General features: G+C 71.4%; 18 protein-coding genes. 9 read left to right on the plus strand and 9 right to left on the minus strand.

What is annotated here, in order from left to right:
• Window positions 1–29: 29 nt before the first annotated feature.
• From ACZ6QO_RS05100 to ACZ6QO_RS05120, 5 genes are all read right to left on the minus strand, one after another.
• A complete protein-coding gene (locus tag ACZ6QO_RS05100; RefSeq protein ID WP_465847798.1) occupies window positions 30–4,424 on the minus strand; it encodes an nSTAND1 domain-containing NTPase in 4,395 nt (1,464 codons plus the stop codon).
• On the minus strand, window positions 4,421–4,723 hold the full coding sequence (locus ACZ6QO_RS05105; protein ID WP_465847800.1) for a CU044_2847 family protein: 303 nt from the start codon (window positions 4,721–4,723) through the stop codon (window positions 4,421–4,423). Before ACZ6QO_RS05105 ends, ACZ6QO_RS05100 begins: the two co-directional genes overlap by 4 nt.
• Before the next feature lie 259 nt (window positions 4,724–4,982).
• Window positions 4,983–5,447 (minus strand): hypothetical protein, encoded by a 465-nt coding sequence (locus ACZ6QO_RS05110; protein WP_465847802.1) that lies wholly within the window; start codon window positions 5,445–5,447, stop codon window positions 4,983–4,985.
• Window positions 5,448–5,574: 127 nt separating this feature from the next.
• Window positions 5,575–6,087: a GNAT family N-acetyltransferase gene (locus ACZ6QO_RS05115; RefSeq protein WP_465847804.1), complete on the minus strand. Its 513-nt coding sequence runs from the start codon at window positions 6,085–6,087 to the stop codon at window positions 5,575–5,577.
• A 24-nt stretch (window positions 6,088–6,111) separates the two neighbouring features.
• On the minus strand, window positions 6,112–6,729 hold the full coding sequence (locus ACZ6QO_RS05120; RefSeq protein WP_465847805.1) for a TetR/AcrR family transcriptional regulator: 618 nt from the start codon (window positions 6,727–6,729) through the stop codon (window positions 6,112–6,114).
• A gap of 87 nt (window positions 6,730–6,816) precedes the next feature.
• On the opposite strand from ACZ6QO_RS05120, the gene ACZ6QO_RS05125 reads away from it, so the two are divergent.
• Window positions 6,817–7,278, plus strand: a complete 462-nt coding sequence (locus tag ACZ6QO_RS05125) for a nuclear transport factor 2 family protein (protein WP_465847807.1) — start codon at window positions 6,817–6,819, stop codon at window positions 7,276–7,278.
• A 72-nt stretch (window positions 7,279–7,350) separates the two neighbouring features.
• Here ACZ6QO_RS05125 and ACZ6QO_RS05130 read toward each other — a convergent pair whose 3' ends face one another.
• Both ACZ6QO_RS05130 and ACZ6QO_RS05135 read right to left on the minus strand, forming a co-directional pair.
• The gene (locus ACZ6QO_RS05130; RefSeq protein WP_465847809.1) at window positions 7,351–7,779 is read right to left on the minus strand and encodes a CoA-binding protein; all 429 of its coding nucleotides are present in this window, start codon (window positions 7,777–7,779) and stop codon (window positions 7,351–7,353) included.
• A gap of 60 nt (window positions 7,780–7,839) precedes the next feature.
• Window positions 7,840–8,196 (minus strand): nucleotide pyrophosphohydrolase, encoded by a 357-nt coding sequence (locus ACZ6QO_RS05135; RefSeq protein ID WP_465847811.1) that lies wholly within the window; start codon window positions 8,194–8,196, stop codon window positions 7,840–7,842.
• A 111-nt stretch (window positions 8,197–8,307) separates the two neighbouring features.
• Here ACZ6QO_RS05135 and ACZ6QO_RS05140 point away from each other — a divergent pair, with 111 nt between their 5' ends.
• Window positions 8,308–8,757 carry a nuclear transport factor 2 family protein gene (locus tag ACZ6QO_RS05140; protein ID WP_465847813.1) on the plus strand — a complete coding sequence of 150 codons (450 nt, stop codon included), beginning with the start codon at window positions 8,308–8,310 and terminating at the stop codon, window positions 8,755–8,757.
• Here the strand turns inward: ACZ6QO_RS05140 and ACZ6QO_RS05145 are convergent.
• Complete coding sequence (locus tag ACZ6QO_RS05145; RefSeq protein WP_465847814.1) at window positions 8,748–9,701, minus strand: hypothetical protein; 954 nt, start codon at window positions 9,699–9,701, stop codon at window positions 8,748–8,750. The genes ACZ6QO_RS05140 and ACZ6QO_RS05145 overlap by 10 nt on opposite strands.
• A 291-nt stretch (window positions 9,702–9,992) precedes the next feature.
• Between ACZ6QO_RS05145 and ACZ6QO_RS05150 the strand changes: the two genes are divergently transcribed.
• From ACZ6QO_RS05150 to ACZ6QO_RS05180, 7 genes are all read left to right on the plus strand, one after another.
• Window positions 9,993–10,436, plus strand: a complete 444-nt coding sequence (locus ACZ6QO_RS05150; protein ID WP_465847815.1) for an effector-associated constant component EACC1 — start codon at window positions 9,993–9,995, stop codon at window positions 10,434–10,436.
• Window positions 10,429–14,793 (plus strand): caspase, EACC1-associated type, encoded by a 4,365-nt coding sequence (locus ACZ6QO_RS05155; protein WP_465847817.1) that lies wholly within the window; start codon window positions 10,429–10,431, stop codon window positions 14,791–14,793. The genes ACZ6QO_RS05150 and ACZ6QO_RS05155 overlap by 8 nt, the downstream gene beginning before the upstream one ends.
• A gap of 447 nt (window positions 14,794–15,240) precedes the next feature.
• Window positions 15,241–17,010, plus strand: a complete 1,770-nt coding sequence (locus ACZ6QO_RS05160; protein ID WP_465847819.1) for an ABC transporter substrate-binding protein — start codon at window positions 15,241–15,243, stop codon at window positions 17,008–17,010.
• A gap of 69 nt (window positions 17,011–17,079) precedes the next feature.
• A complete protein-coding gene (locus ACZ6QO_RS05165) occupies window positions 17,080–18,075 on the plus strand; it encodes an ABC transporter permease (protein WP_465847820.1) in 996 nt (331 codons plus the stop codon).
• Window positions 18,072–18,965 carry an ABC transporter permease gene (locus ACZ6QO_RS05170; protein WP_465847821.1) on the plus strand — a complete coding sequence of 298 codons (894 nt, stop codon included), beginning with the start codon at window positions 18,072–18,074 and terminating at the stop codon, window positions 18,963–18,965. The genes ACZ6QO_RS05165 and ACZ6QO_RS05170 overlap by 4 nt, the downstream gene beginning before the upstream one ends.
• On the plus strand, window positions 18,962–19,909 hold the full coding sequence (locus ACZ6QO_RS05175; RefSeq protein WP_465847823.1) for an ABC transporter ATP-binding protein: 948 nt from the start codon (window positions 18,962–18,964) through the stop codon (window positions 19,907–19,909). The genes ACZ6QO_RS05170 and ACZ6QO_RS05175 overlap by 4 nt, the downstream gene beginning before the upstream one ends.
• A complete protein-coding gene (locus ACZ6QO_RS05180) occupies window positions 19,909–20,787 on the plus strand; it encodes an ABC transporter ATP-binding protein (RefSeq protein ID WP_465847825.1) in 879 nt (292 codons plus the stop codon). The genes ACZ6QO_RS05175 and ACZ6QO_RS05180 overlap by 1 nt, the downstream gene beginning before the upstream one ends.
• A gap of 38 nt (window positions 20,788–20,825) precedes the next feature.
• On the opposite strand, the gene ACZ6QO_RS05185 is transcribed toward ACZ6QO_RS05180, so the two are convergent.
• Window positions 20,826–21,704, minus strand: a complete 879-nt coding sequence (locus tag ACZ6QO_RS05185; protein ID WP_465847827.1) for a methyltransferase domain-containing protein — start codon at window positions 21,702–21,704, stop codon at window positions 20,826–20,828.
• Window positions 21,705–21,751: the final 47 nt, after the last annotated feature.

Below are 21,751 nucleotides of genomic sequence, written 5' to 3' on the forward strand. Positions count from 1 at the left end.
GATCCGCCTTCCGCACCGCGTTCAGCCGATCAACCGGACGATCCGCCGGAGGGGCACGGCGGGGGGATCGGTTCGCTCCCCGGCACCGACAGCAGCTCCTCCGGCGTCAGCCGCGAACGCGCCGAGATGCGGCACAGATGGTCCATCCACTGGGCGGGGTCGACCCTTACGAACTCCAGCCCCCGGTAGGGGCCGTTGGCGAAGACGGGGGGATCGCCGAAACCGGTGTCGAGGAGCATCGCCCTGCCGCCGGAGAGCAAGGCGTGGATCTCGGACCGGAACGGCACGGCGAGTTCGCGCCGGCGGGTGGCGACCTCCCAGACCTCCAGCTGTTCTCCCTCCATGGCGAAGCGTCCGTCGTCCATCGCCGGCCAGCCCGAGCTCGCCGGCAGACGACCGGCCTCGGCGTAACCCTGGCCGGCGTTCCACGCGCGTACCGAAGGGGTGTCGGTGCCGAAGTCGGTCAACGACGCGATCAGCCGTCCGCCACTCCGGTCGAAACGGAGCGTGCAGATGGTCACCTGCCGCTCGAGGCGGATCGTCCGGACGACCCCGCCGGTGCGCAGGTCGCGGATCTCGATCGTGTTCTCCCGTGCCGCCACGGCGTACTCGCGCCCGCCGGGCCGTACCGCGATCGCCGGGTCCACGTCGGGACGGTCCTCCGGCTTCACCCCCGACCGGTCCTCCAGCACCTGCGGGGCCGAGAGCCGCTTCCCCGTGGCGGGGTCCCATCGCGTCACGAGGCCGTCGAAGGAGACCAGGAGGTGTCCCTCGCCGTCGAACACCGGCACCGGGGCCGTGTACTCCCCGCCGGGAGGCCCCGTCCCCTGGTACGGCAGGTCGATGACGGACGCCACCCGCAACGCGCCGGTGTCCCAGACGGCGACGCGCCGCTGGTCGGCCGTCGCGGTCAGCAGCCACCTGCCGTCCTCGCTCAGCGCCATGTTCCCGGCCGACAGCCGCACCTTGTCGGCGACGGAGTTGACGTGCGTGGAAAGGTGACGGCCGCCGTCGTCCGCCCACAGGTCGATCCTGCCGGCCGCGGAACCGTCCAGATCCGTGGAGAGCGTGGCGATGAGATGGCGCTTCTCGCTCACCGCCACTTCGTGCAACGTGCCTGGGAAGAACTCCAGCGACCCGGGCACGAGGCGGCGGACGTCCGCATGGGCCCGCGGGCCCAGCGCGTTGAACCCGATCCCGCTGACGAGCAAACCTGCGCCGTCGTCCACGAGATTGCCCACCTGCCAGTCTCCGTCGGCGGGCAGGACGTAACAGGCGGCGGTCTTCCCCGTGCGCAGGTCCCAGACGACGTACTGCTGCCGGTTCGCGTCACCGGAGGACGAGCCCTCGGTGGTCACGTTGCCCAGCAGGTACCTCCCGTGCGCCTCCAGCCGGTAGTAGTCCGCCCTCTCGCACGCGAAGGAGGAGGTGAACTCCTTGCGCGGTGCCGCGCGGGCGACGTCCCACACGCGCACGGTCACGGTGCTGCGCTCGCCGCCCCTTCCGAGCAGGACGTAGGTCCGGTCCACTCCTGTCTCGGCGCGGCGGTCGCACCGTACGTCCACGAGAGTGCCGCCGTCGGGGGTGAGGTACTGCCGCTGCCCCTGTACGGGAATCGACCTCAGCGTCCGGCCCGTGCCGGCGTCCCGGACGGCGACGCGCCCCGTCACCCCCGGGCTGACGCCCTCCTCGGTCCCGACGGTCAGGTCCCCCAGCTCCACCCCCCGATATCCGAGGATCTTCCCGGTCAGCACGGTGCGCGAGCCGTCCCCGAAGCCGAGCACCTCATCGGCGAACCTCACCTCCCGCACGACCGGCCTCGCGTCGACGCCCTCGAACCGGACCAGGTACGACCTGTCGTCCACGGCGGCGTAGAGCGCCCCGTCCGCGGAGAACTGCAGTTGGGCCGCCGCGCCGTGCGGGCCCTTCGGCAGCGCGATGTCGGCGAGCGGCCGGGAACGCTCCACGTCCCACACGACCAGACGGTCGTTGTCGTTGTCCACCGTCGCGACGCGGCGGCCGTCCAGGGTGGTGGCCACCCGGTCGGGTACGAAACCCAGGTTCACCGGCGTGCCGGGGCCCCGCCGGGTCAGGTCCCAGCGCGTCAGGCTCGTGCGGGTCAGCACCATCGCCGTCCGGCCGTCCGCCATCGCCGCGACCTCTCGTGCTCTGCCGGGCGTCTCCAGGAAGTGCGTGACCTGCCGCGTCTCAAGGTAGCGCCGGGCGAGGTTGGAGTACGCCTCCGGAGTGCTCTTGGCGCGGTACGCCGCCACGGTCAGCAGGTTCGCCGCCGTCGGGAGGTCGCTGGTCGTCGCGGCGGTCTGGGCGCTCGCCGACAGCGCCCGGGAGAAGTTGTGGAGAGCCTCGTCCTGGGACACCCGCCGCTGGTTGTCGAGCAGCGTTCCGAGGAGGAGGGCCGCGACGGTCAGCACCGCCAGGGACGAGACGGTCGTCCGCCGGACGCGCAGGGACCTTCGGCGGGCGGCCCATCCGGCGTCGAGGAAGTCGTGCTCCTTCCGGCTCAGCTCGGCGGGCCTCGTCCGCTGCCATTGCCTGCCGATCTCCAGCGGCGCCCCGCGCGGCAGCAAGGAGCGGTCGCGGCCGGCCGCCTCCCACTGCGTGATGTCCAGGCGCAGGCCTTCCTGCCAGACGCGGAAGTCGAGGTCGCTCGCCAGCCACCTGGCGAACCGCCCCCAGCCCGCGATGAGGGCCTCGTGCGCGAGCTCCACCGTCTCGGTGCCGTCGGGAGCCCGGCCGGAGACCACCAGCCTCGTCCGCGCCAGCCGCTGCGCCAGCGACCACTGCTCGGCGGTGAGCTCGTCCCGGCGTACGACCCGGCGGGTGTGCCTGCCCGCCTCGCCGGGCCGCACCAGCCGCTCGAACACGCTGCGCGCGGCGGCGTGCTCCGAGGCCTGCAGGTCGCCGGTCCAGACCCGCTCGGCGTACTGGGCCAGCGCACCGCGCACGCCGCCCAGCCGCTCGTAGGCCTCGTGCCCGATGACGCCTGCCGCCTGGGACTCCCACAGCAACGTCAGCGTGAACTCCAGCAGGGGCAGGGCCCCGGGCTCGTCCGCCAGGTCGTCGAGTATGCGGTCCACCAGCCCCGGCGCGAAACTCACGCTCCCGATCGCGTCGACCGGCCCCCGTACGGCCGCCCGCAGCTCCTCCCGTCCCAGCGGACCGAGCAGAAGGAGCCCGGGATTGAGGAACTCGCCCATGCCGGCGATGTCCAGCACCTGGTCCAGGAAGTCCGAACGGAGCGTGACGACGACCCGGACCGTCCGGCCGGCCTGCCTGGGAGCCGTGAGCACCGCCCGCAGCTGCGCGAGGAACCGCTCGGCCTGGCGGGGATCCTGGACCAGGATCTCCTCGAACTGGTCGATGACGAGCAGCAGCGTCCGCGCGTCGGTGCGGTCGAGAACCCGGTCGATGATCTCGCCGATGCGCCCGCCGGCGACGACGGATGCCAGCTTGGGCACCTCGGCGAGCCGTTCGGACTCGGTCATGTCCGGTTCGAGAAGCGGCAGCAGACCGTTCGCGCAGGCCGTCGCCAGGGTCGATCCGGCCGATGGCCGGAAACCCGCGACGGCGGTGCCGTCGTCCCGCACGCGCGGCAGCAGCCCGGCGGCCACCAGGGACGACTTGCCGCTGCCCGAAGGCCCCACGACCGCGGTGAGCGGCCTGGCCGCGACACTCGCCGTGATCTTGTCCACGGCGTCGTCGCGGCCGAAGTACACGCCGCTGTCCTGCTCGCGGAAGGCGGCGAGCCCCCGGTACGGGCAGGCGGGAAGGGCGTAGTCGGCGAGCCGGGGCCAGGCGTCTATGAGCGCGTCGCTCGGCACGACGTATCCGGTGGCCAGTTCGGCGCGGCGCTCCGCCGCCACCACGATGCCCACGACGCCGTCGAGCTCGTCGTCCCAGACCGGCCCGCCACTGAAACCGGGCTGGATCGCGAAACCGGCCGACTGCGGGCGCTCGATCTGGAGCCAGCCCGACCCGACGCGGTCCCGGAGCATCCCGGACGCCCACACGCCGCCCGAATGGCCGCGGGGAAAGCCGAACGCCCGGAACGGGTGCCCCCACAGATCGCGGGACAGCACCAGGTGCGCCGCCGCCGCGGCGGCGGGTGGATCGGATTCCAGCAGGAGGCCGGCGACGTCCCCGGAGTCGTCCTCGGCGACCGGCTGCCAGAAGACGACCTCGGCGGCGTACCGCCGCTCGTCCTCGATCAGCGGGAAACCGACCGTCACGCGTCCTCGCGGCGGATCGGACGACGCCGCGGGCAGGCCGACGGCCGCGGCGACGACGTGCGCGCAGGTGAGGACCGTCCGCGGCCCGGCCAGGACGCCGGCGCCCACCGGGTCGCCGCGGGCGTCGTGAATGGCGACGATCGCGGCGTTCACCCCCGGTCGGGGGACGCTCAAGCCCTGTTCCAGGTGAGGGTCACGGCGAACGTGGCCTCACCGGAGGCCTTGGCCACGACCAGCCCCGCCTCGCTCGTCACCTTGAACCCGAACTCCACCGTCATCGTGTCGGGCTTCTCGGGTATCTCGCGGACCTTCTCCACAAAGGACATCGCGATCGGTTTTATGCGGTCCATCGCCATCTGCAGGGTTTCATTCGCCGTCGCGATGATCTGCCCGCGTCGCGCCGCGCGCACGATGCCGTCCTCGTCCTCCACTTCCACGAGAACGGGCGCGGCGCCGTCAACCGGAAGCTCCACCAGAAAACCCAATTGCAGGCTCCTCGACCACCAAGGACGGAAAACCGATCAAGCTTGCGCGCGTTCCCCCAAAGGGTGGCAGGCCCCCACGCCACACACAAGAGCGGCGCCCGGGAGATCACCTACAGCCCTGGGAACCATGCCCTGTCGAGGTTCTCCAGCGCTTGACTGAGGAGATGGCTCCAGCCGTCGGCCGCTCTGCGGTCGGCGAAACGTACGACCCAGGGCCTGGGGCGGGGCGCCTCTTCTCCACGCCGTGTCACGTCGGCTCGCTGAGAGGCCGAGGAACCTCCGGGCCGTCGCAGGGGAACGGACCCTGGAGTTCGCGTGCGAGCCGCGGGTCGCTCCACGCCACGGCGGTGGATCGCCAGGAGGTCAGCGCCCTGCTGAAGGGCACCAGTTCGCCGGTGTCCGCCCCGGCCGTCAGGTGGCCGAGCAACTCGCTCACGCAGGCGTGCCGTTCTGTGTCGGGCAGCCAGGTGGTCCACGGCAGCTCCTCGGCCAGCACCTCCTCGGCGAGGTCCCTGTTCCGCCGGGCGAGTATGGCCAGCGCGCGGGCGGCGATGCGGAGCGTGGCGGCGCCGGCTTCGAAACGTTCGGCCCGCATCAGGACGAGGTTCTCGTCGTCCCTGCGCTCCAGTACGACGTCGGCATCGTCGAGAGAGGGCAGCACCTGCGAAGGCCCACGCAAGAAGACGCTGTACGGGAAGCTCGTCGTCGCCATGACTTTCATGTCATCTGAACTACTTCAGATTGCCGCTCGGCGCCACAGGAACGACACTCTGGCGCTCCAACCGCTGTCGCGACGGCGGCTCGCCTTCACGGGTGGCGGCGGGTCGCCGGGGGCCTGGTCATGGAGGGGTTTCGCGGTCGCGTTGCCAGAGTTGTTCGCCGTCGTCGTAGCGGCCGGTGGGTGCGAGGCCCGCGTGGCGGGCCACGGCGGCGGAGGCGGTGTGGTCCGGGTGGATGTGCGCCTGGACGCGGACGACGCCGCGCGCGTCGAGCCAGGCCACCAGGGCCCGCGCGGCCTCGGACGCGTACCCCTGCCCTTGCCAGGGGGAACCGACCACCCAGGCGATCTCGGCCCGCCGCCCGTCGTCCACGATCGTGGCCTGCACGTAGCCGGCCGCACGCCCGTCGGCGCGTCCGCGGAGGATCCAGTTGTGCCATTCCTCGCGGCCGTCCGGAGAACGTCCGGCGACCTGCAGGGCGTAGCGGGCGCGCAGTTGCCGCAAGGTAGGCGCGGAGCCGCCGGTGAAGAAGTAGAGGTCGTCGCCGGCGAGCACCTCGACCATCTCGTCGGCGTCGCTCACGGCGAGCGGGTCCAGCCGGAGCCGGTCGGACGTCAGCCGCGTGGTCGTCATCTCATCCATCCGCGATCGTGGCGATCATGAATCGGTGGTCTCCGGCGTTCTCGCCGGGGCGCCGGGGTTCGCGCCGGGGTTCGCGTCGGCGTGCGTCAGGGCGGTGAGGGCAGGGCGGAGGACGGCGGCGACGCGGTCGGCGGGGACGTCCCGCAGGGCGGTGAGGTCGAGCAGCTGGTGGGCGATGGTCACGCCGAGAACGGTGCTGATCATCAGGGCCGCGCGCAGGTGGGGATCCTCGGCCGGGACGGCGGAACCGAGCTGCTCCACCTGTTCGTCCAGCCGGGCGCGCACCCTCTCGGCCGCCTCGGGGTGGGTGAGCATGGAGCGCATCATCGCCAGCGACGCCTCCGGGATCGGCCCGATCTTCATCCCGACCCTGGCCAGCAGCTCTTCGACCAGGCCCTCCGGGGCGCCGTCCAGCGGCGGGATCGCGGGGATGCGCACGGCCCGGTCGAACAGCTCCTGCTTGGAGCCGAAGTACTGCATGACCAGCGCTGGATCCACCTCGGCCATGGACGCGATGGCCCGGATCGTGGCCCGCTCGAAGCCGCGTTCGGCGAACACGGCGCGCGCGGCGGCCAGAATGCGCTCCTCGGAGCGGCGGCGGCGCTCCGCGCGGCTGGTCGTCGTGTCCTTCACGGCATGACTCTACCGGCGTTGACCCACGCCGCCGTTTCGCTCTACGATCGTTGAGTCAACGCTTGTAGAGTGAAACGGAGTGGACGGATGACGGCCCACGCGGATCGCACCCCCCGTGACGTGCTCGCCCGCTACCACCGCGCCATGGTCGACAGGTCGGCCGACGACCTCGCCGACCTCTACGCGGTCGACGGGGTCCACGAGTTCCCGTTCCGGGCGCCGGGGTTCCCCGCGCGCTTCCGCGGACGAGAGGAGGTGCGCGCCGGGTACCACACGGCCTGGGACACCAGCCCGGTGCGGCTGGCGGAGATCCATGACGTGGTCGTGCACGAGGCCGCCGATCCGGAGGTCATCGTGGGGGAGTGGCGCGCCACCGGCACGCTCGCGCCCGCCGGGCGGCCGCTTGAGGTGTCCGGGCTGCTGATGTTCCGGGTGCGCGACGGCGAGATCGTCGAGATGCGCGACTACATGGACGTCTTCGGCACCTACCACGCCATCGGACGCCTGAAGGACGCGGTCGCCGCCATGGACCGCCCGGCGGCGAACTGACCGCCCGGCCACCCGGCCGGCCTGGTCGGCGCGGTGGCCCGCTCGCCCGGCGTCGCGCCGCGGATCATTCGTCTACCGGCGCAGCGCCCACTCGACTCCCGGGCAGCGGTTCATGACGACGTCGAGTCCCGCGTCGAGGGCGCGCTGGGCGGCGGCCTCGTCGACCACGCCGAGGGGGAGCCAGACCGCGCCGGCGCCGGCAGCGATCGCCTCGTCCACCGCCTGCCCGGCGAACTCCGACCGCCGGTACACGCCGACGACGTCCGCCTTCACCGGCACGTCGGCCAGGGACGCGTACCCCTGCTCACCCAGGACCGGCTCGGCGGCCGGGTGGACCGGGACGATGCGCTTGCCCCGCATCTGGAGCAGCTGCGCCTGCTGGTAGGCCGTACGGTCCGGATCGTCGCCGAGCCCGACGAAGGCCCACGTCTTCGACTCCGCGAGCAGCCGCTTGATGACACTCTGATCCGCGAAACGTTCGTTCACGTCCTGCGTCAACACGCCGGACACCGCACGGCTTCCCGACAGGTGAGAGGCCGGATGCCCGGCGGGCACGGGGGTTCAGCCGAGCGGGGGCGCCTTTCTGGCCGAGCCGCGGTAGTCCGCCACGGTGTAGCGCCGGTCGCTTTCGTCGAGTTTCGCGTGGGCGGCCGCCGCCAGGTCGACCCCGAGGACGTCGGCGAGCCGGACGAGGTACAGCGTCACGTCGGCGACCTCCGAGCGCAGGCGGGCGGCCGCCTCGGGGTCCGCCATGACCTCGGACGCCTCCTCGGGCGTCAGCCACTGCAGCTCCGCGAGCAGTTCGCCGACCTCTCCGGCCAGCGCCATCGCCAGGTTCTTGGGCGTGTGGAACTGCTCCCAGTCCCGGTCGCGGGCGAACCGCCGCATCCGCTCGGTCAACTCTCCAAGCTCGCTCATGGCAGCAAGCTACCGGCGGCGCTCGTCCGGCCCACGGTGAGAGCGCGGCGGCGTCGCCGGCTTACCTGGCGGGTAATCGACGCCCGGCGCCGGGAGCGGAAGGCTTGTGGCATGTCCACCGACACCGTTCACACCCCTGACGCCCGTGGCACGCGCGCCGTCGTCGAAGAGCTGCTCCGCCGGATCGCCGAGGGCGACCACGAGCGGGTCGCCGAGTTGTTCGCCGAGCGGTTCGACTGGCGGCTGAACTGGCCCACAGAGGGACATCCCGCGGTGCCCTGGATCCGGCCGCGCACGCGCCGCGCCGATGTCGCCGACCATTTCCGATCGCTGGCGGCCCACCATGTGCCCGAGGCGAACGGCACGTCAGTGGAGCGCGTCGTGGTCGACGGGGCGGACGCCGTCGTGCTGGGCGAGATAGCCCAGACGGCGAGGGCCGGCGGGACGGCCTACACCTCGCCGTTCGCGCTGCGCCTCACCGTCGAGGACGGGTTCGTCACCCGCTTCCACATCTACGAGGACAGCCTCACGGTCGCCCGGGCCTTCGGCGCTCAGGAGTAGCGCTGGCGGGCGGCGGCGGTGGCGTCCAGCAGTTCGGCGACGGTCCGGCGGGCGGCGCTCCCGCCGTTGGAACCGCCGTTGCCGTTGACCCCGCCCTGGCCGTTGACGACATCGTGGCCGTTGACGCCGTTCCGGCCGTTGACACCGGCTTGGCCGTTGACGCCGCCGGACGGGTGGAAGTCGCCGTGGTAGCGGCCGAGCAGTTCCTCGCGGACCCGGTCGCCGTCGCCGCGGACGGTGCGGAGGAGCAGCACGTCCTTGTCCTGTTCGGGCAGGCTCCCGATCCACCGGGACAGCCTCGCCTGATCGTCCCCGCCGATGGCCGGGGCGGCCGTCGCGGCGGTCGCCAGCAGGTCGGCGTCGAGGCGCAGGAAGTCGGCCAGGGCCCGCTGAGCCGGGGTCGGCGAGCCGAGGCCCGCGGGGACGGGCGGCTCCTGCTCGTCCTCCATCTCCTCGTCGAAGGCGTCCTCGTCGCGCTCCCAGGCGCCGATGGCGGCCAGCCAGGCGAGGTACAGCGGGCGCAGGTCGCCCGAGGCCAGCTCGTCGCGGACGCCGGCGATGACCGAGAGCCGCCCCTCGGGGTCCTCCGTCGCGTCCGCGTCCTCGTCCTCGCTGCGGAGGTCGAGGATGAGGTGCCCGTCGGTCACCCACGCCTCGACCCGCTCGTCCAGCAGGTAGGGCCGCACGGTGGCGAGGTCGAGCAGCTTCTCGGGCAGGCGCAGCATCACCTGGTTGGCGCCCCAGTCGGCCACGTACAGGTGGGCGTCGTAGTGGCGCTCCATCATCCGCACCGGGTCCCCGCCGAAGTCGCCCGACTCGTAGTGGTCGGTGAAGGACGTCGCGGTGACCTGGGCGTCGGGCGCGATGGCGCGCATCTCGGCCTGCTGATCCGCCGTCAGCGGGTGGTCGATCGCCACGAACTCGTAGTACTGGTACTCGCTCACGGATCCGTCGCCCCCAGTGCCGTCATGTGCCGATTCGCTGCGAACCGCCGGTCGCTGAGAATAGTGAAGAAAGTCCGTCCCCGTCTCGGCTGACCGTGCCCGCTCGGCGGTGTGGCATGCGTTTCGCCGGCCGTGACAGGTAGCGAACAGCAGACGGGAAGCGATACCCGCAGTGGATCTCGAACCGGTGGGACACCGGGTCTCGTGCCGAAGAGGAAGATGATCGGCGTCATCGGTGGCCGCCGACCCGATCTGGACGATGGATGGGAGAGATGCCGAGTGGAAGACGGCGTGGAGGATGTCGCGCTCGTGCTGGCGGACGCGCCGGGCGAGGTGCGCGATGTGTACTCCTGGCTGCGGGAGGATCCCGAACTGCGCCGCTGGGTCGGCCTCGTCGAAGGCCCGCCGGCCGAAGGCGCGCTCGGGCCCGTCGCCGAGGCCGTCCAGGTCGTGACCGGAGCGCCCGAGGTGGTGGCCACGCTCGCCGGCGTCGTCATCGCGTGGCTGCGCTACCGCACCAGCGACGTCAAGATCAAGATTCGGAGGAGCGGCACCGAGACCGAGGTGGAGGTCACCGCCAACCGCGTGAAGACCATGAACGCCGCGCAGGTGCAAGAGCTGAGAACCCAGATCGAAGCCGTCCTCGGCGGCCATTCCCCGTCGTTGCCGGCGTCCGAGCCGGCGAAGTCGGTGACGGGCCACTCCTCGCCGGCGGAGGACGCGGGGCGTGACTGAGGCCGCGCCGAGGCTGCTGCTGTCCGGCCCGGGGGTGCGCGTCCTGGTCGCCGGCTCAGGCAGGCACGTCGCGGAGGCCATGGTCGGCGACGTGCCCCAGGCGGTCTCCGCCGCCACCGACCTGGCCGCCGCCCTGGTCGAGCACGCCGGCGTGGCGCCCGAGCGGCTCACGCTGCTGCTGGACCCCGACGATCCCGCCCGGCTGGCGACGGCCGTCGACGCCCTGTCCCGGCAGGCCACCGACGTGCTGGTGTTCGTCTATGTCGGGCACGGTCTCATAGGTCCGGACAACCAGTTGTACCTGGCCACTCATGCCACGGTGGACCTCACCCGGGGCCCGGTCAGGAACCAGGCGCTGGCGTACGCGGAGGTCGCCGACCTGCTGTCCAGGAGCAGGGCCCGGCTGAGCGTGGTGATCCTGGACTGCTGCTGGGCCGGCCGCGCCACCGGCTGGCCGGACACCTATCTGCTGACCTCCACCAGCCGCGACGAGGCGGCCTGGGCGCTGCCCGGCGACCGCCACACCGCGTTCACCGGCGCGCTCATCCACCTGCTCGCCGAAGGCGACCCCACCGCGCCGTACCTGCTCGGCCTGGACGACGTGCACGGCTGCCTCGCCCGTGACCTGCGCGAACGCGGCCTGCCCGTTCCCCGCCGCCAGGCCGCCGACCAGGGCGGCAGCCCGATCGCGGTCAACGCCGCGTACCGCACTCCGGACGGTCGCCGGTTTCCCGCCGCACTGGCCGATGACGGGCGGCACAGCCCCTACCGAGGTCTGCGCGCCTACCGTGCCGAGGACGCGGCCTTCTTCTTCGGCCGCGAACCGCTCACCCGTACCCTCGCCGACCGGGTGAACTCCGGCAGCGGCGCACCGCTCGTCGTCACGGGTCCCTCCGGCTCGGGCAAGTCCTCCGTCCTGCAGGCAGGGCTGATCGCGACCCTGGGCGCCGAACGCTGCCTGCTGCTGACCCCCGGAGCCGACCCCTTCGACGGCCTGCTCCGAAGCCTGGCCGGCCTGACCGGACAAGCCCCACCCGGCCGCGACCGCTCGGGGGACACGAGCGGAGGAGATCCACCGCCGGTGGCCCCGGACGCGCCAGATCGCCTGTGGGACGCGAGCGGAAGAGGTCCACGGCTGGTGGCCCCAAATCGCTTGGTGGACGCTCTTCCCGAGGACGCCGTTCTCGTCGTCGACCAGTTCGAAGAGGTCTTCACCCTCTGCGAGGACGAGTCGCGCCGCGAGGCGTTCGTCACGGCACTCGTCGCGATCTCCCGCAGGGTGCCCGTGGTGATCGGCGTGCGCGCCGACTTCTTCGGTCACTGCACCGCCTACCCCGGGCTCGTGGACGCGCTGGAGCACGCGGTCGTCGTCCCGCCGCTGACCCGCGAGCAGCTGCGCGAGGTGATCGAGGAACCGGCCCGGCTGGCCGGCCTCGCCCTCGACGAGGGGCTGGTGGAACAACTGCTGGACGACCTCGGCGCCGGCGCGAACAGCGCTCCGCTGCCGTTGCTGTCCCACGCGCTGCTGGCCACCTGGCAACGCCGGGAGAACGGCGTCCTCACCCTGGCGGCCTACCGCGCGACGGGCGGCATCGCCCGGGCGCTGGCCCGCACCGCCGACGAGACCCTGACCTCCCTCACCGCGCCTCAGGACACCGCGCGCCACATGTTCCTGCGCCTCGTCCGGTTCGGCGAGGCCACCGACGACACCCGCCGGACGGTGCCGCTGACGGAGCTGCTCCCCGCCGCCGGCGGACTGGAACACGAGCAGGCCAGGGCCGTCCTCGACGCCTTCACCCGGGCCCGGCTGATCACCGTGGACCAGGACCGGGCGCACATCGTCCACGAGGCCCTCATCCGCGCCTGGCCGCGACTGCGCGCCTGGATCGACGCCGACCGCGCCGACCTGCTCGTCGGACAGCAGCTCGCCGAGGACGCCGCGCGCTGGGACCGCCAGGGACGCGAGCCCGCCTATCTCTACACCGGCGCCCGGCTGGAGGCCGTCCAGCGCACGCGCGAGCGCTGGCGCGCCGGCCCGGCCGGTCATCCCTTGCCGACCGAGGTCGTCACCGACTTCCTGGCCGCCGGCGACACGGCCGCCGACCGGGCCAGGCTGCGCCGCCGGCTCACTCTGGCGGCCCTCGTCGTCCTGCTGATCGCCTCGCTGGGCGGCGCCGGGGCGGCCGTCGTCGCCGCGAACGACGCCAGGACCCAGCAGCGTCTCGCCGAGACCCGCGCTCGGGAGGCCACCTCACGCGAGAAGGCTCAGCAGAGCCAGTACATCGCCGGCGTCGATCCCGTGCGGTCGGTCGCGCTGGCGGCCGACGCCTGGCGCACCGCCCGTACGCCCGAGGCCCGCTACAGCGTCCTCGACATCCTCGCCGGTGCGGGCCGAGGGGTCATCACCGTCGGCGAGACCTCCGCGTGGGCCGTGGCCTACAGCCCGGACGGCAAGACCCTGGCCACCTCGGAGACCGACGGCACCATACGGCTGTGGGACGCGACCACGCGCCTTCCCGTCGGCGCCCCGCTCACCGGCCACCGGACCCCCGTCTCCTCCGCAGAGAGTATCGTTCCTTCGATCGCCTTCAGCCCGGACGGGAACACCCTCGCCAGCGCAGGACTGGACGGCACCGTACGGTTGTGGAACGTCACGACTCATGCCCTCATCGGTGCTCCGCTCACCGGTCACCGGGGTTTCGTCTGGGCGGTGGCCTTCAGCCCGGACGGGCGCACGCTGGCGAGCGCAGGACATGACAAAGCCCTGCGTTTGTGGGATATATCCGCTCATCGGCAGGTCGGCGTCCCCCTCACCGGACACACGAGCCGCGTGTACGCGGTCGCCTTCAGCCCGGACGGGCGCACCCTCGCCAGTGCCGGAGACGACAAGACCGTACGCCTGTGGGACGTCGCCGCCCATGCTTTGTCCGGAACGCCGCTCACCGGCGAGACGGCCGCCATCGGCGGCGTCGCCTTCAGCCCGGACGGCAAGACACTGGCCACCATGGCCGGGGGCAAGACCGTACGGCTGTGGGACCTCACCACGCGTCGTCGGCTCGGCACCCCGCTCACCGGCCACCAGGACACCATCGATTACCCGGCGTACAGCCCGATCAACGGGGTGCGCTTCAGCCCGGACGGACGCACCTTGGCCACGGCGGGAAACGACGGGACCGTACGTCTGTGGGACGTATCCACGCACCGTCAGCTCGGCGCTCCGCTCACCGGGCACAAGAACATCGTCGTCGGGCTGACCTTCAGCCGGGACGGACGCACGCTCGCCACTGCCGGATTCGATGGATCCGTCCGTTTCTGGGATGTCACCGCGCACCGCCAGCTCGGCGGTCCCTTCGACATCGGCGCCGAGTTCGCCTGGACCGCGGCCTTCAGCCCGGACGGCCGCACCCTGGCCGGCGGGGGAGGCGACGGCGTCGTGCATCTCTGGGACGTGGCCACCCACCGGCGCCTCGGCGAACCCCTTACCGGCCACAAAGGGCATGTACTCTCGCTGGCCTTCAGCCCGGACGGCCGCACGCTCGCCAGCGCGGGAGCCGACGGCACCGGCACCGTGCTGCTGTGGGACGTCGCGACGCACCGCCAGGTCGCGAGCCTCACCGGGCACGAAGACGCGGCCTACACCGTCGCCTTCAGCCCGGACGGGCGCACGCTGGCCGGTGCCAATGCCAATGCCAATGCCAATGCCGGTGCCGGCGGCACCATACTCGTGTGGGACGTCGCCACCCGTCGCCAGGTCGCCCGGCTGACCGGGCACGGCGGGAAGGTCATCGAGGTGGTGTTCACCCAGAACGGCCGCGGCCTCGCCAGCGCGGGGAGCGACGGGAGCGTCCGCCTGTGGAACATCGCCAGGCGCAGTGGCGTCACCGTTCTCCGGCCGCGTCGCGAAGGCCTGGTCAGCGCCCTCGCCTTCAGCGCCGACGCGCGCACCCTCGCCACAGCCTTCACCGGCGAGAGCGTGGTGCGGCTGTGGGACCTCGCCACCGGGCGGGAACGAGGCGATCCCTTGTCCGGGCACCAGGACACCCGCAACGCGGCGGCCATCGACTCCATCACCAGCGTGTCCTTCAGCCCCGACGGACGCAGCCTCGCGACCGGGGGAGCCGACGGCACCATCCGACTGTGGGACGCTACCACCCACCGGCAACTGGGCGACCCGCTCACCGGGCACACCGTCTCCTCCAACGGGTCGCCGTTCGTCAGCGGCCTGGTCTTCAGCCGGGACGGACGCATCCTGGCCAGCATGGGCGGTGACGGCACCGTGCGCCTGTGGGGCGGCGTCGCGGTCCCGGACGACCGTGATCTCGCGGCGGAGATCGCGCGGCTGGACTTCCGCCGCTGAAACGGTTCATCCGGGGCTGCTCCGGGCGGGCCTTACTGCTGTGCCGTCCAGGCCCGGCCATGCCCGGTAGGGCGCGGGGCGACGTCGCAGGTCGTCGGGGGTTCGGGTGGGGCGGGAACGGCGTCCGCGCCGGGCGGCGGCCCGCTGCCAGCCGCATATCTCGAAAAGATCACGAGTATTGACAGATCGGACATCCGGAATTTACGTTCGGGCTCACTTATCCGGTTCAGCCGCAGCGGGGCCTCCGGGCTTGTCCAGTGCCCTGGTCAGGGGTGCTCGCGCGTGGTGAAGTAGGGATCCTGACCGATCACGAACAGGAGCGCACCTGCCGTCGGGGCGCGGCTTGGGAGCGCTCCCAAGGCCCGTGGGGTCCGTCCCACGGGCCCTTCCATCGGGGCGAGGCGTAACGCGGACCTCCGCCGTGCGTGCGGAGGAAGGAGAGACACGATGCGAAACCGGGCACGTATCCTGCTCCCGATCCTGGTGACGGCAGGTGTGCTGGCGGCCGCCGGCTGCACCGGGGGAAGCTCCCCTTCCGCCTCCCAGAGCTCCCAGGCGGGCGGCGCCCCGGCGTCCGGCGCCGCCGCGAACCCGAACTCGCTTCCCCGCAACGAGACGCTGTACACCAGCGGCGTGCAGTGGGGCCCGCCGGCGAACTACAACCCGATCCGCGAGTGGGACCACGCCGCCGGCACCAAGGGCCTGGTGTACGAGACCCTGTTCCACTTCGACACCACGACGCTCAAGCTCACCCCATGGCTGGCCGAGAGCGGCTCCTGGACCGACGACAAGACCTACGAGCTGAAGCTCCGGCCCGGCGTCAAGTGGTCCGACGGCACCCCGTTCACCGCCAAGGACGTCGCGTTCACCTACGAGCTCGGCAAGATGGAGACCAGCCCCTACCACCAGCTGTGGGAGTGGCTGAAGGGCGCCGAGGCCGTCGACGACCAGACGGTCAAATTCTCCTTCTCCACGGCCAACTACCAGGAGTGGGACTTCAACCTCTACGGCCGCGCCATCGTCCCCCAGCACATCTGGAGCAAGCTGTCGGAGGAGGACGTGCTGAACGGGGTGAACGAGAACCCGGTCGGCACCGGCGCCTACAAGTTCCTCAGCAAGGACCAGGACCGCGTCGTGCTCCAGCGCCGCGACGACTGGTGGGGCAAGACGGCGCTCAAGATGGAGCCCAAGCCCAAGTACATCGTCGACATCGTCAACGGCAGCAACGAGGTCGCGCTGGGTCTGCTGCTGCAGAAGGGCATGGACCTCAGCAACAACTTCCTGCCCGGCGTCGCCAACCTCGTGCAGGGCGGCAAGTTCGGCATCACCACCTACTACGACGAGCCGCCGTACATGCTGTCGGCCAACACCGCCTGGCTGGTGCCCAACACCGCGAAGAAGCCGATGGACGATCCGGCGTTCCGCAAGGCGCTGGCCGCCTCGATCGACACCAAGAAGATCGTGGAGGGCGTCTACGGCAACCTGGTCAAGGCGTCCGACCCGACCGGGCTGCTGCCGCAGTGGGACCAGTACATCGACAAGACCCTGACCGGCTCCGCCGGCTTCTCCTACGACAAGGACAAGGCCAAGAAACTGCTCGCCGACGCCGGCTACAAGGACGGCGACGGCGACGGGTTCGTGGAGAACAAGGACGGCTCCAAGATCAGCCTGAGCCTCATCGTGCCGTCCGGATGGACGGACTGGATGGAGGCGGCCCGGTCGATCGCCGGGAGCGCCAAGGACGCCGGCATCAACATCACCCCGGACTTCCCCGACTTCAACGCCCTGGTGGAGAAGCGCGGCAAGGGCGACTTCGACCTGCTCGTCAACAACGAGCGCCAGCTGTCCAACAGCCCGTTCACCTACTACCAGTACGTGTTCCAGCTCCCGGTGCACAAGGTGCAGAACACCGTCAACTTCGCGCGGTACGAGAACAAGAAGGCCTGGGAGCTCGTGCAGAAGCTCGACCAGGTCAAGACCGACGACGTCGAGGGTATGAAGTCGGCGCTGTCCGGCATCGAGAAGGTCTTCCTCGACGAGCTGCCGGTCATCCCGCTCTGGTACAACGGCCTGTGGTCCCAGACCAGCACCGCGGTGTGGAAGAACTGGCCCTCCGCGGCGCAGGGCGCGCCGAAGACCCCGGCCGTCACCTGGCGCAACTGGTGGGAGCTCGGCGGCTTCGAGACGCTGACCCAGCTGCAGCCCGCGGCGTCCTGACCCGAAAGCCACCGCCCCTCTCCCTCGGCCCGCGCGCGAGGGGGAGGGGCCTGCCCGCGGGAGCCTCTCGTGCGTCGTTACTTCAGCCGGAAACTACTCATCTACGGGCTGACGTTCGTCTTCGCCGTCACGATCAACTGGATGATCCCGCGTTTCATGCCCGGCGACCCGGTCGCCAGCATGCTCGCCCGGGCCAACGTGTCCCAGCCGCAGGCCGTGGAGGCCATGCGCTCCTACTACTCCAACCTGTTCGGGTTCGACGAGCCGCTGTGGCGGCAGTACCTGAACTTCTGGGGCGCCCTGTTCCAGGGGGACTTCGGCACCAGCATCTGGGTGTTCCCCACCCCGGTGAGCACCGTCATCATGGGCGCGGTGCCCTACACCCTTGGGCTGATGATCCCCTCGGTGCTGCTCAGCTACTTCGTCGGCAACCGCATCGGCGCGTACGCGGCCCGGCGCAAGCTGCTGGACAACACCGTGCTGCCTGTCGGCTACGTGCTGACCGCCACCCCGTACATGTGGCTGGCCGTGCTGCTGGCCTGGGGGCTCGGCGTCGTCGCCGGCCTCTTCCCGGTCGCCGGGGGCTACAGCTTCTCCATCCGGCCGAACTGGTCGGTCGACTTCCTGCTCGACCTGCTGCACCACTGGGTGCTGCCGTTCTTCTCGCTCTTCCTGGTCGCTCTGGGCGGCTGGGCGATCGGCATGCGCAACATGATCATCTATGAGCTGGAGTCGGACTACTCCAACTACCTGGCCGCGCTCGGCGCGCCGCAGCGGCTCATCCGCAGGTACGCGTTCCGCAACGCCGTCCTCCCGCAGATCACCGGGCTGGCGCTCCAGCTCGGCGTGCTGGTGGCCGGCGCGCTGGTCACCGAGATCGTGTTCTCCTACCCGGGCCTCGGCAGCCTCATACTCAAGGCGATCCAGAACCAGGACTTCTTCCTGCTGCAGGGCATCTTCCTGTTCATCGTGCTCGGCGTGCTGATCGCCAACTTCATCATCGACATCGTCTACGTGCTGGTCGACCCGCGGACGCGCACGGGAATGGCGGGTGCGTCGGCATGACCGCTCTGGAAGAGACCTCCACCCGCGGGCCGGCCGTGCCGGTCAGCGCCCGCCGCGAGGCGCTGTACTTCGCCCTGCGCAACACCAAGCTGATCGTCGGCGCCGGCGTCGTACTGGTCTTCCTGCTGGCCGGCCTCATCGGCCCGCTGCTGGTGAGCGGGTCGCCCAACGAGTACGTGGGCAAGCCGCTGGACCCGCCGTCCGCGCAGTACTGGTTCGGCACCACGACGTTCGGACAGGACGTCTTCGCCCAGTTCGTGCACGGCCTGCGCACCACCTTCCTGGTCGGCGTCCTCGGCGGCGGGGTCGCGGCCATCGTCGGCATGGTGGTCGGCTTCGTGGCCGGCTACCGCGGCGGGCTGGTCGACGAGGCGCTCAACATGATCACCAACATCATCCTGGTGCTGCCCGCGCTGGCCGTACTGCTGATCATCAACGCCTACCTGGGCATCCGCAGCGTCGGAGCCCAGGCGCTGTTCATCGGCCTGACCTCCTGGCCCTGGGCCGCCCGGGCGATCCGCGCGCAGACGTTCTCGCTGCGCGGCCGCGACTTCGTCGACCTCGCCCGGCTGAGCGGCGCGAACACCTGGAAGATCATCACCAGGGAGATCGGGCCGAACATGAGCTCCTACCTGCTGCTGACCTTCATCCTGCTGTTCGGCAACTCCATCCTGATCGCCTCGTCGCTCGACTTCATCGGCCTCGGGCCGACCGAGGGGGTCTCGCTCGGCCTGATGCTGCAGAACGCCGGCCAGTGGAGCGCCATGCAACTCGGCCTGTGGTGGTGGTTCATCCCGCCCGGCGCCGCCATCACCGCCATCGTCGGCGCCCTGTACGTGGCCAACGTGGGCCTGGACGAGGTCTTCAACCCGAAACTGAGGCGGACATGAGCCTGCGCGTCAGCGAGCTGAGCGTGTACTACAAGACGCTGAAGGGCGACGTGCGGGCGCTCGACGGAGTCTCCTTCGAGGTGCGCGACGGCGAGATCCTCGGCGTCGCCGGGGAGTCCGGCTGCGGCAAGACGACCCTCGGCAAGAGCCTCATCCGCATGGACGGCCGCATGCGCCACGTCGGCGGCGACGTCGAACTGGACGGCGAGAAGCTGCCCATCGGCGACGACCGGCGGATGAACCCGTTCCGCTTCCACAAGGTCTCCCTCGTCCCGCAGTACTCGATGAGCGCGATGAACCCCACCCGGAAGATCGGGAAAATGGTCGGCGAGCTGCTCAGATCACGCGGCGTCCCCCTCGACCAGGCCAAGCTGGACAGCCGCCTGGACCTGGTGGGCCTGCCGCGCGAGGTGCTGCGGCGCTACCCGATCGAGCTGTCCGGCGGCATGAAACAGCGGATGGTGATGGTCATCTCGACCCTGCTGGACCCCTCGCTGCTCATCGCCGACGAGATCACCTCCGCGCTGGACGTCTCGACACAGAAGGCGGTGGCCACCGCGCTGGCCGGGTTCCGGGACGGCGGAGTGGTGCGGAGCATGGTGTTCATCACCCATGACATCTCGCTCACCTACCAGATCGCCGACACCATCATGGTGATGTACGCCGGGAAGCTCGCCGAGAAGGCGCCGGCCAAGACGATCGTCGAGTCGCCCCGGCACCCGTACACCAGGATGCTCATCGACTCGCTGCCCGAGGCGGGCGTCCGGCACACCGAACGGCGGCTGGCCGGCATCGCGGGCAGCCCGCCGTCCCTGCTCGACCCGCCGAGCGGCTGCCGGTTCCGCGACCGGTGCCCCCTCGCCTTCGACCGGTGCGCGCAGGAGCCGCCGCCGCGCGAGGTCGAACCGGGCCACGTCGTCGCGTGCTGGAAGGCGGACGCCTGATGCTGCGACTCGACGACGTCACCAAGACGTACAAGGTCGGCGCGTTCGGCGGCAAGACGCTGACCGCGGTCGACCGGGTCAGCTTCGACGTCCGTCCCGGCGAGGTCGTGTCGCTCATCGGGGAGAGCGGCAGCGGCAAGAGCACGCTGGGCCGCATGATCCTCGGCCTCACCCCGGCCACCGGCGGGACCATCACCTTCGACGGCGCCCCCGTCAAACCCGGCAAGGCCTACTACCGCAACGTGCAGGGCGTCTTCCAGGACCCGTTCAGCACCTTCAACCCGGTCTTCAAGGCCGACCGGGTGTTCGCCATGATCCGGGACGCGTACTTCCCCGGCGTGTCCGACGCCGACTGGTCGGCCCGGCTGCGCACCGCGCTGCGCGACGTGCGGCTCGACCCCGACCAGGTGGCCGGCCGCTTCCCCCACCAGCTCAGCGGCGGCCAGCTCCAGCGCCTGCTCATCGCCCGCGCCCTGCTGCTGGACATCCGCCTGCTGGTGGCCGACGAGATCACCAGCATGCTGGACGCCTCCACCCGCATCGACGTCCTCAACGTGCTGGCCGACCTCAAGGAACGCGGCCTCGGCGTGCTGTACATCACCCACGACCTGTCGCTGGGCCACTACCTGGCCGAACGGACCGTCGTGCTCCGGCACGGCGAGGTGGTCGAGACGGGTTCCACCGAGGCGGTCTTCACCCGCCCCCTGCACCCCTACACCCGCCAACTCCTGTCAGCCGTCCCCCGCCTGCACGCCCCCTGGGAAGCCCCCCGACCAGTAGAAACCTGCCTCTACCACGAACACGACACCACCACCCGCCTGTACGCGGCCGAAGAAGACCACCTAGTAGCCTGCGCCAAACTCCCCGACTGCCCCTAGAACACCTGATCCGAGGAGCACCCTTCGGGCCGCGCGGCCTATCTGCCCGCCGGGCGGCGTCCCCAGGCCGAGATCAACGGCGCGAGAGTCAGGTCGAGTTCGCCGGCGTCGATGGCGGCCAGGTGCGCGTCGATCTCGGCGTCGTCGGCCAGCCCGGCCGCGAGCAGCTCGCCGCGCACGTGCCGTATGGTCGCCGCCTCCAACCGGTCACAGGCCCGCCCGCCGACCGGGAACGAGCCCACCGCGGCGACATCTGCCAAGCCCGCCTCACGCAACGCCCGCGGCAGCGTCCGGCCGTAGCGCAGGTCCGCGCCGCGGCGCGTCATCAACTCCCGGACCGCGTCACGCAACCGGTTGGCCCGCCGCTGCGCGGGGCCGCTGTCGTCCAGGCACGCCAGCGGCTGCAGAGCGGTATCGGCGTCCTCGACCAGCAGCCGGCCGCCGGGCCGTAGCGCCGCCGCCATCGTGGCCAGCGCCCGTGCCCGGTCGGGCACATGGAGCAGCACGAGCCTGGCGTGCACCAGGTCGAACGTCCCTGGCTCCGGGGGCGGATCGGCGGCGACGTCGTGCCGGCGCACCTCGTACCCCTCGCCCGCCTCCAGCCACGACACATCGATGTCGGTGGCCAGCACGTACCCGGTCGGACCGACGGCCGCCGCGAGCGCCCGCGGGATACCGCGGCCACCGGCCCCCACCTCCCAGCAGCGCGAGCCGGGCCCGACCCCGAGCCGATCGAAGTGCGCGCGCGTCACACCGTCGAACAGCTCGGCCAGCCAGACGAACCGCTCGCCCGCCTCGGCGCGCGCATTGTCCAGCAGGTACCCGCGGGCGGGCGCGGAGTCCCCACCGGGCACGGCGGCCACACCGGTCGGATCCGTCCGGCCACCGCCGTCCGGCGGACGAGGCGAGGAGCTCATCACCACATGGTCGACCTCCCCCCGCCACCACGCCACCACGACGAGGA

Source organism: Sphaerisporangium sp. NPDC049457 (genome assembly GCF_055586705.1).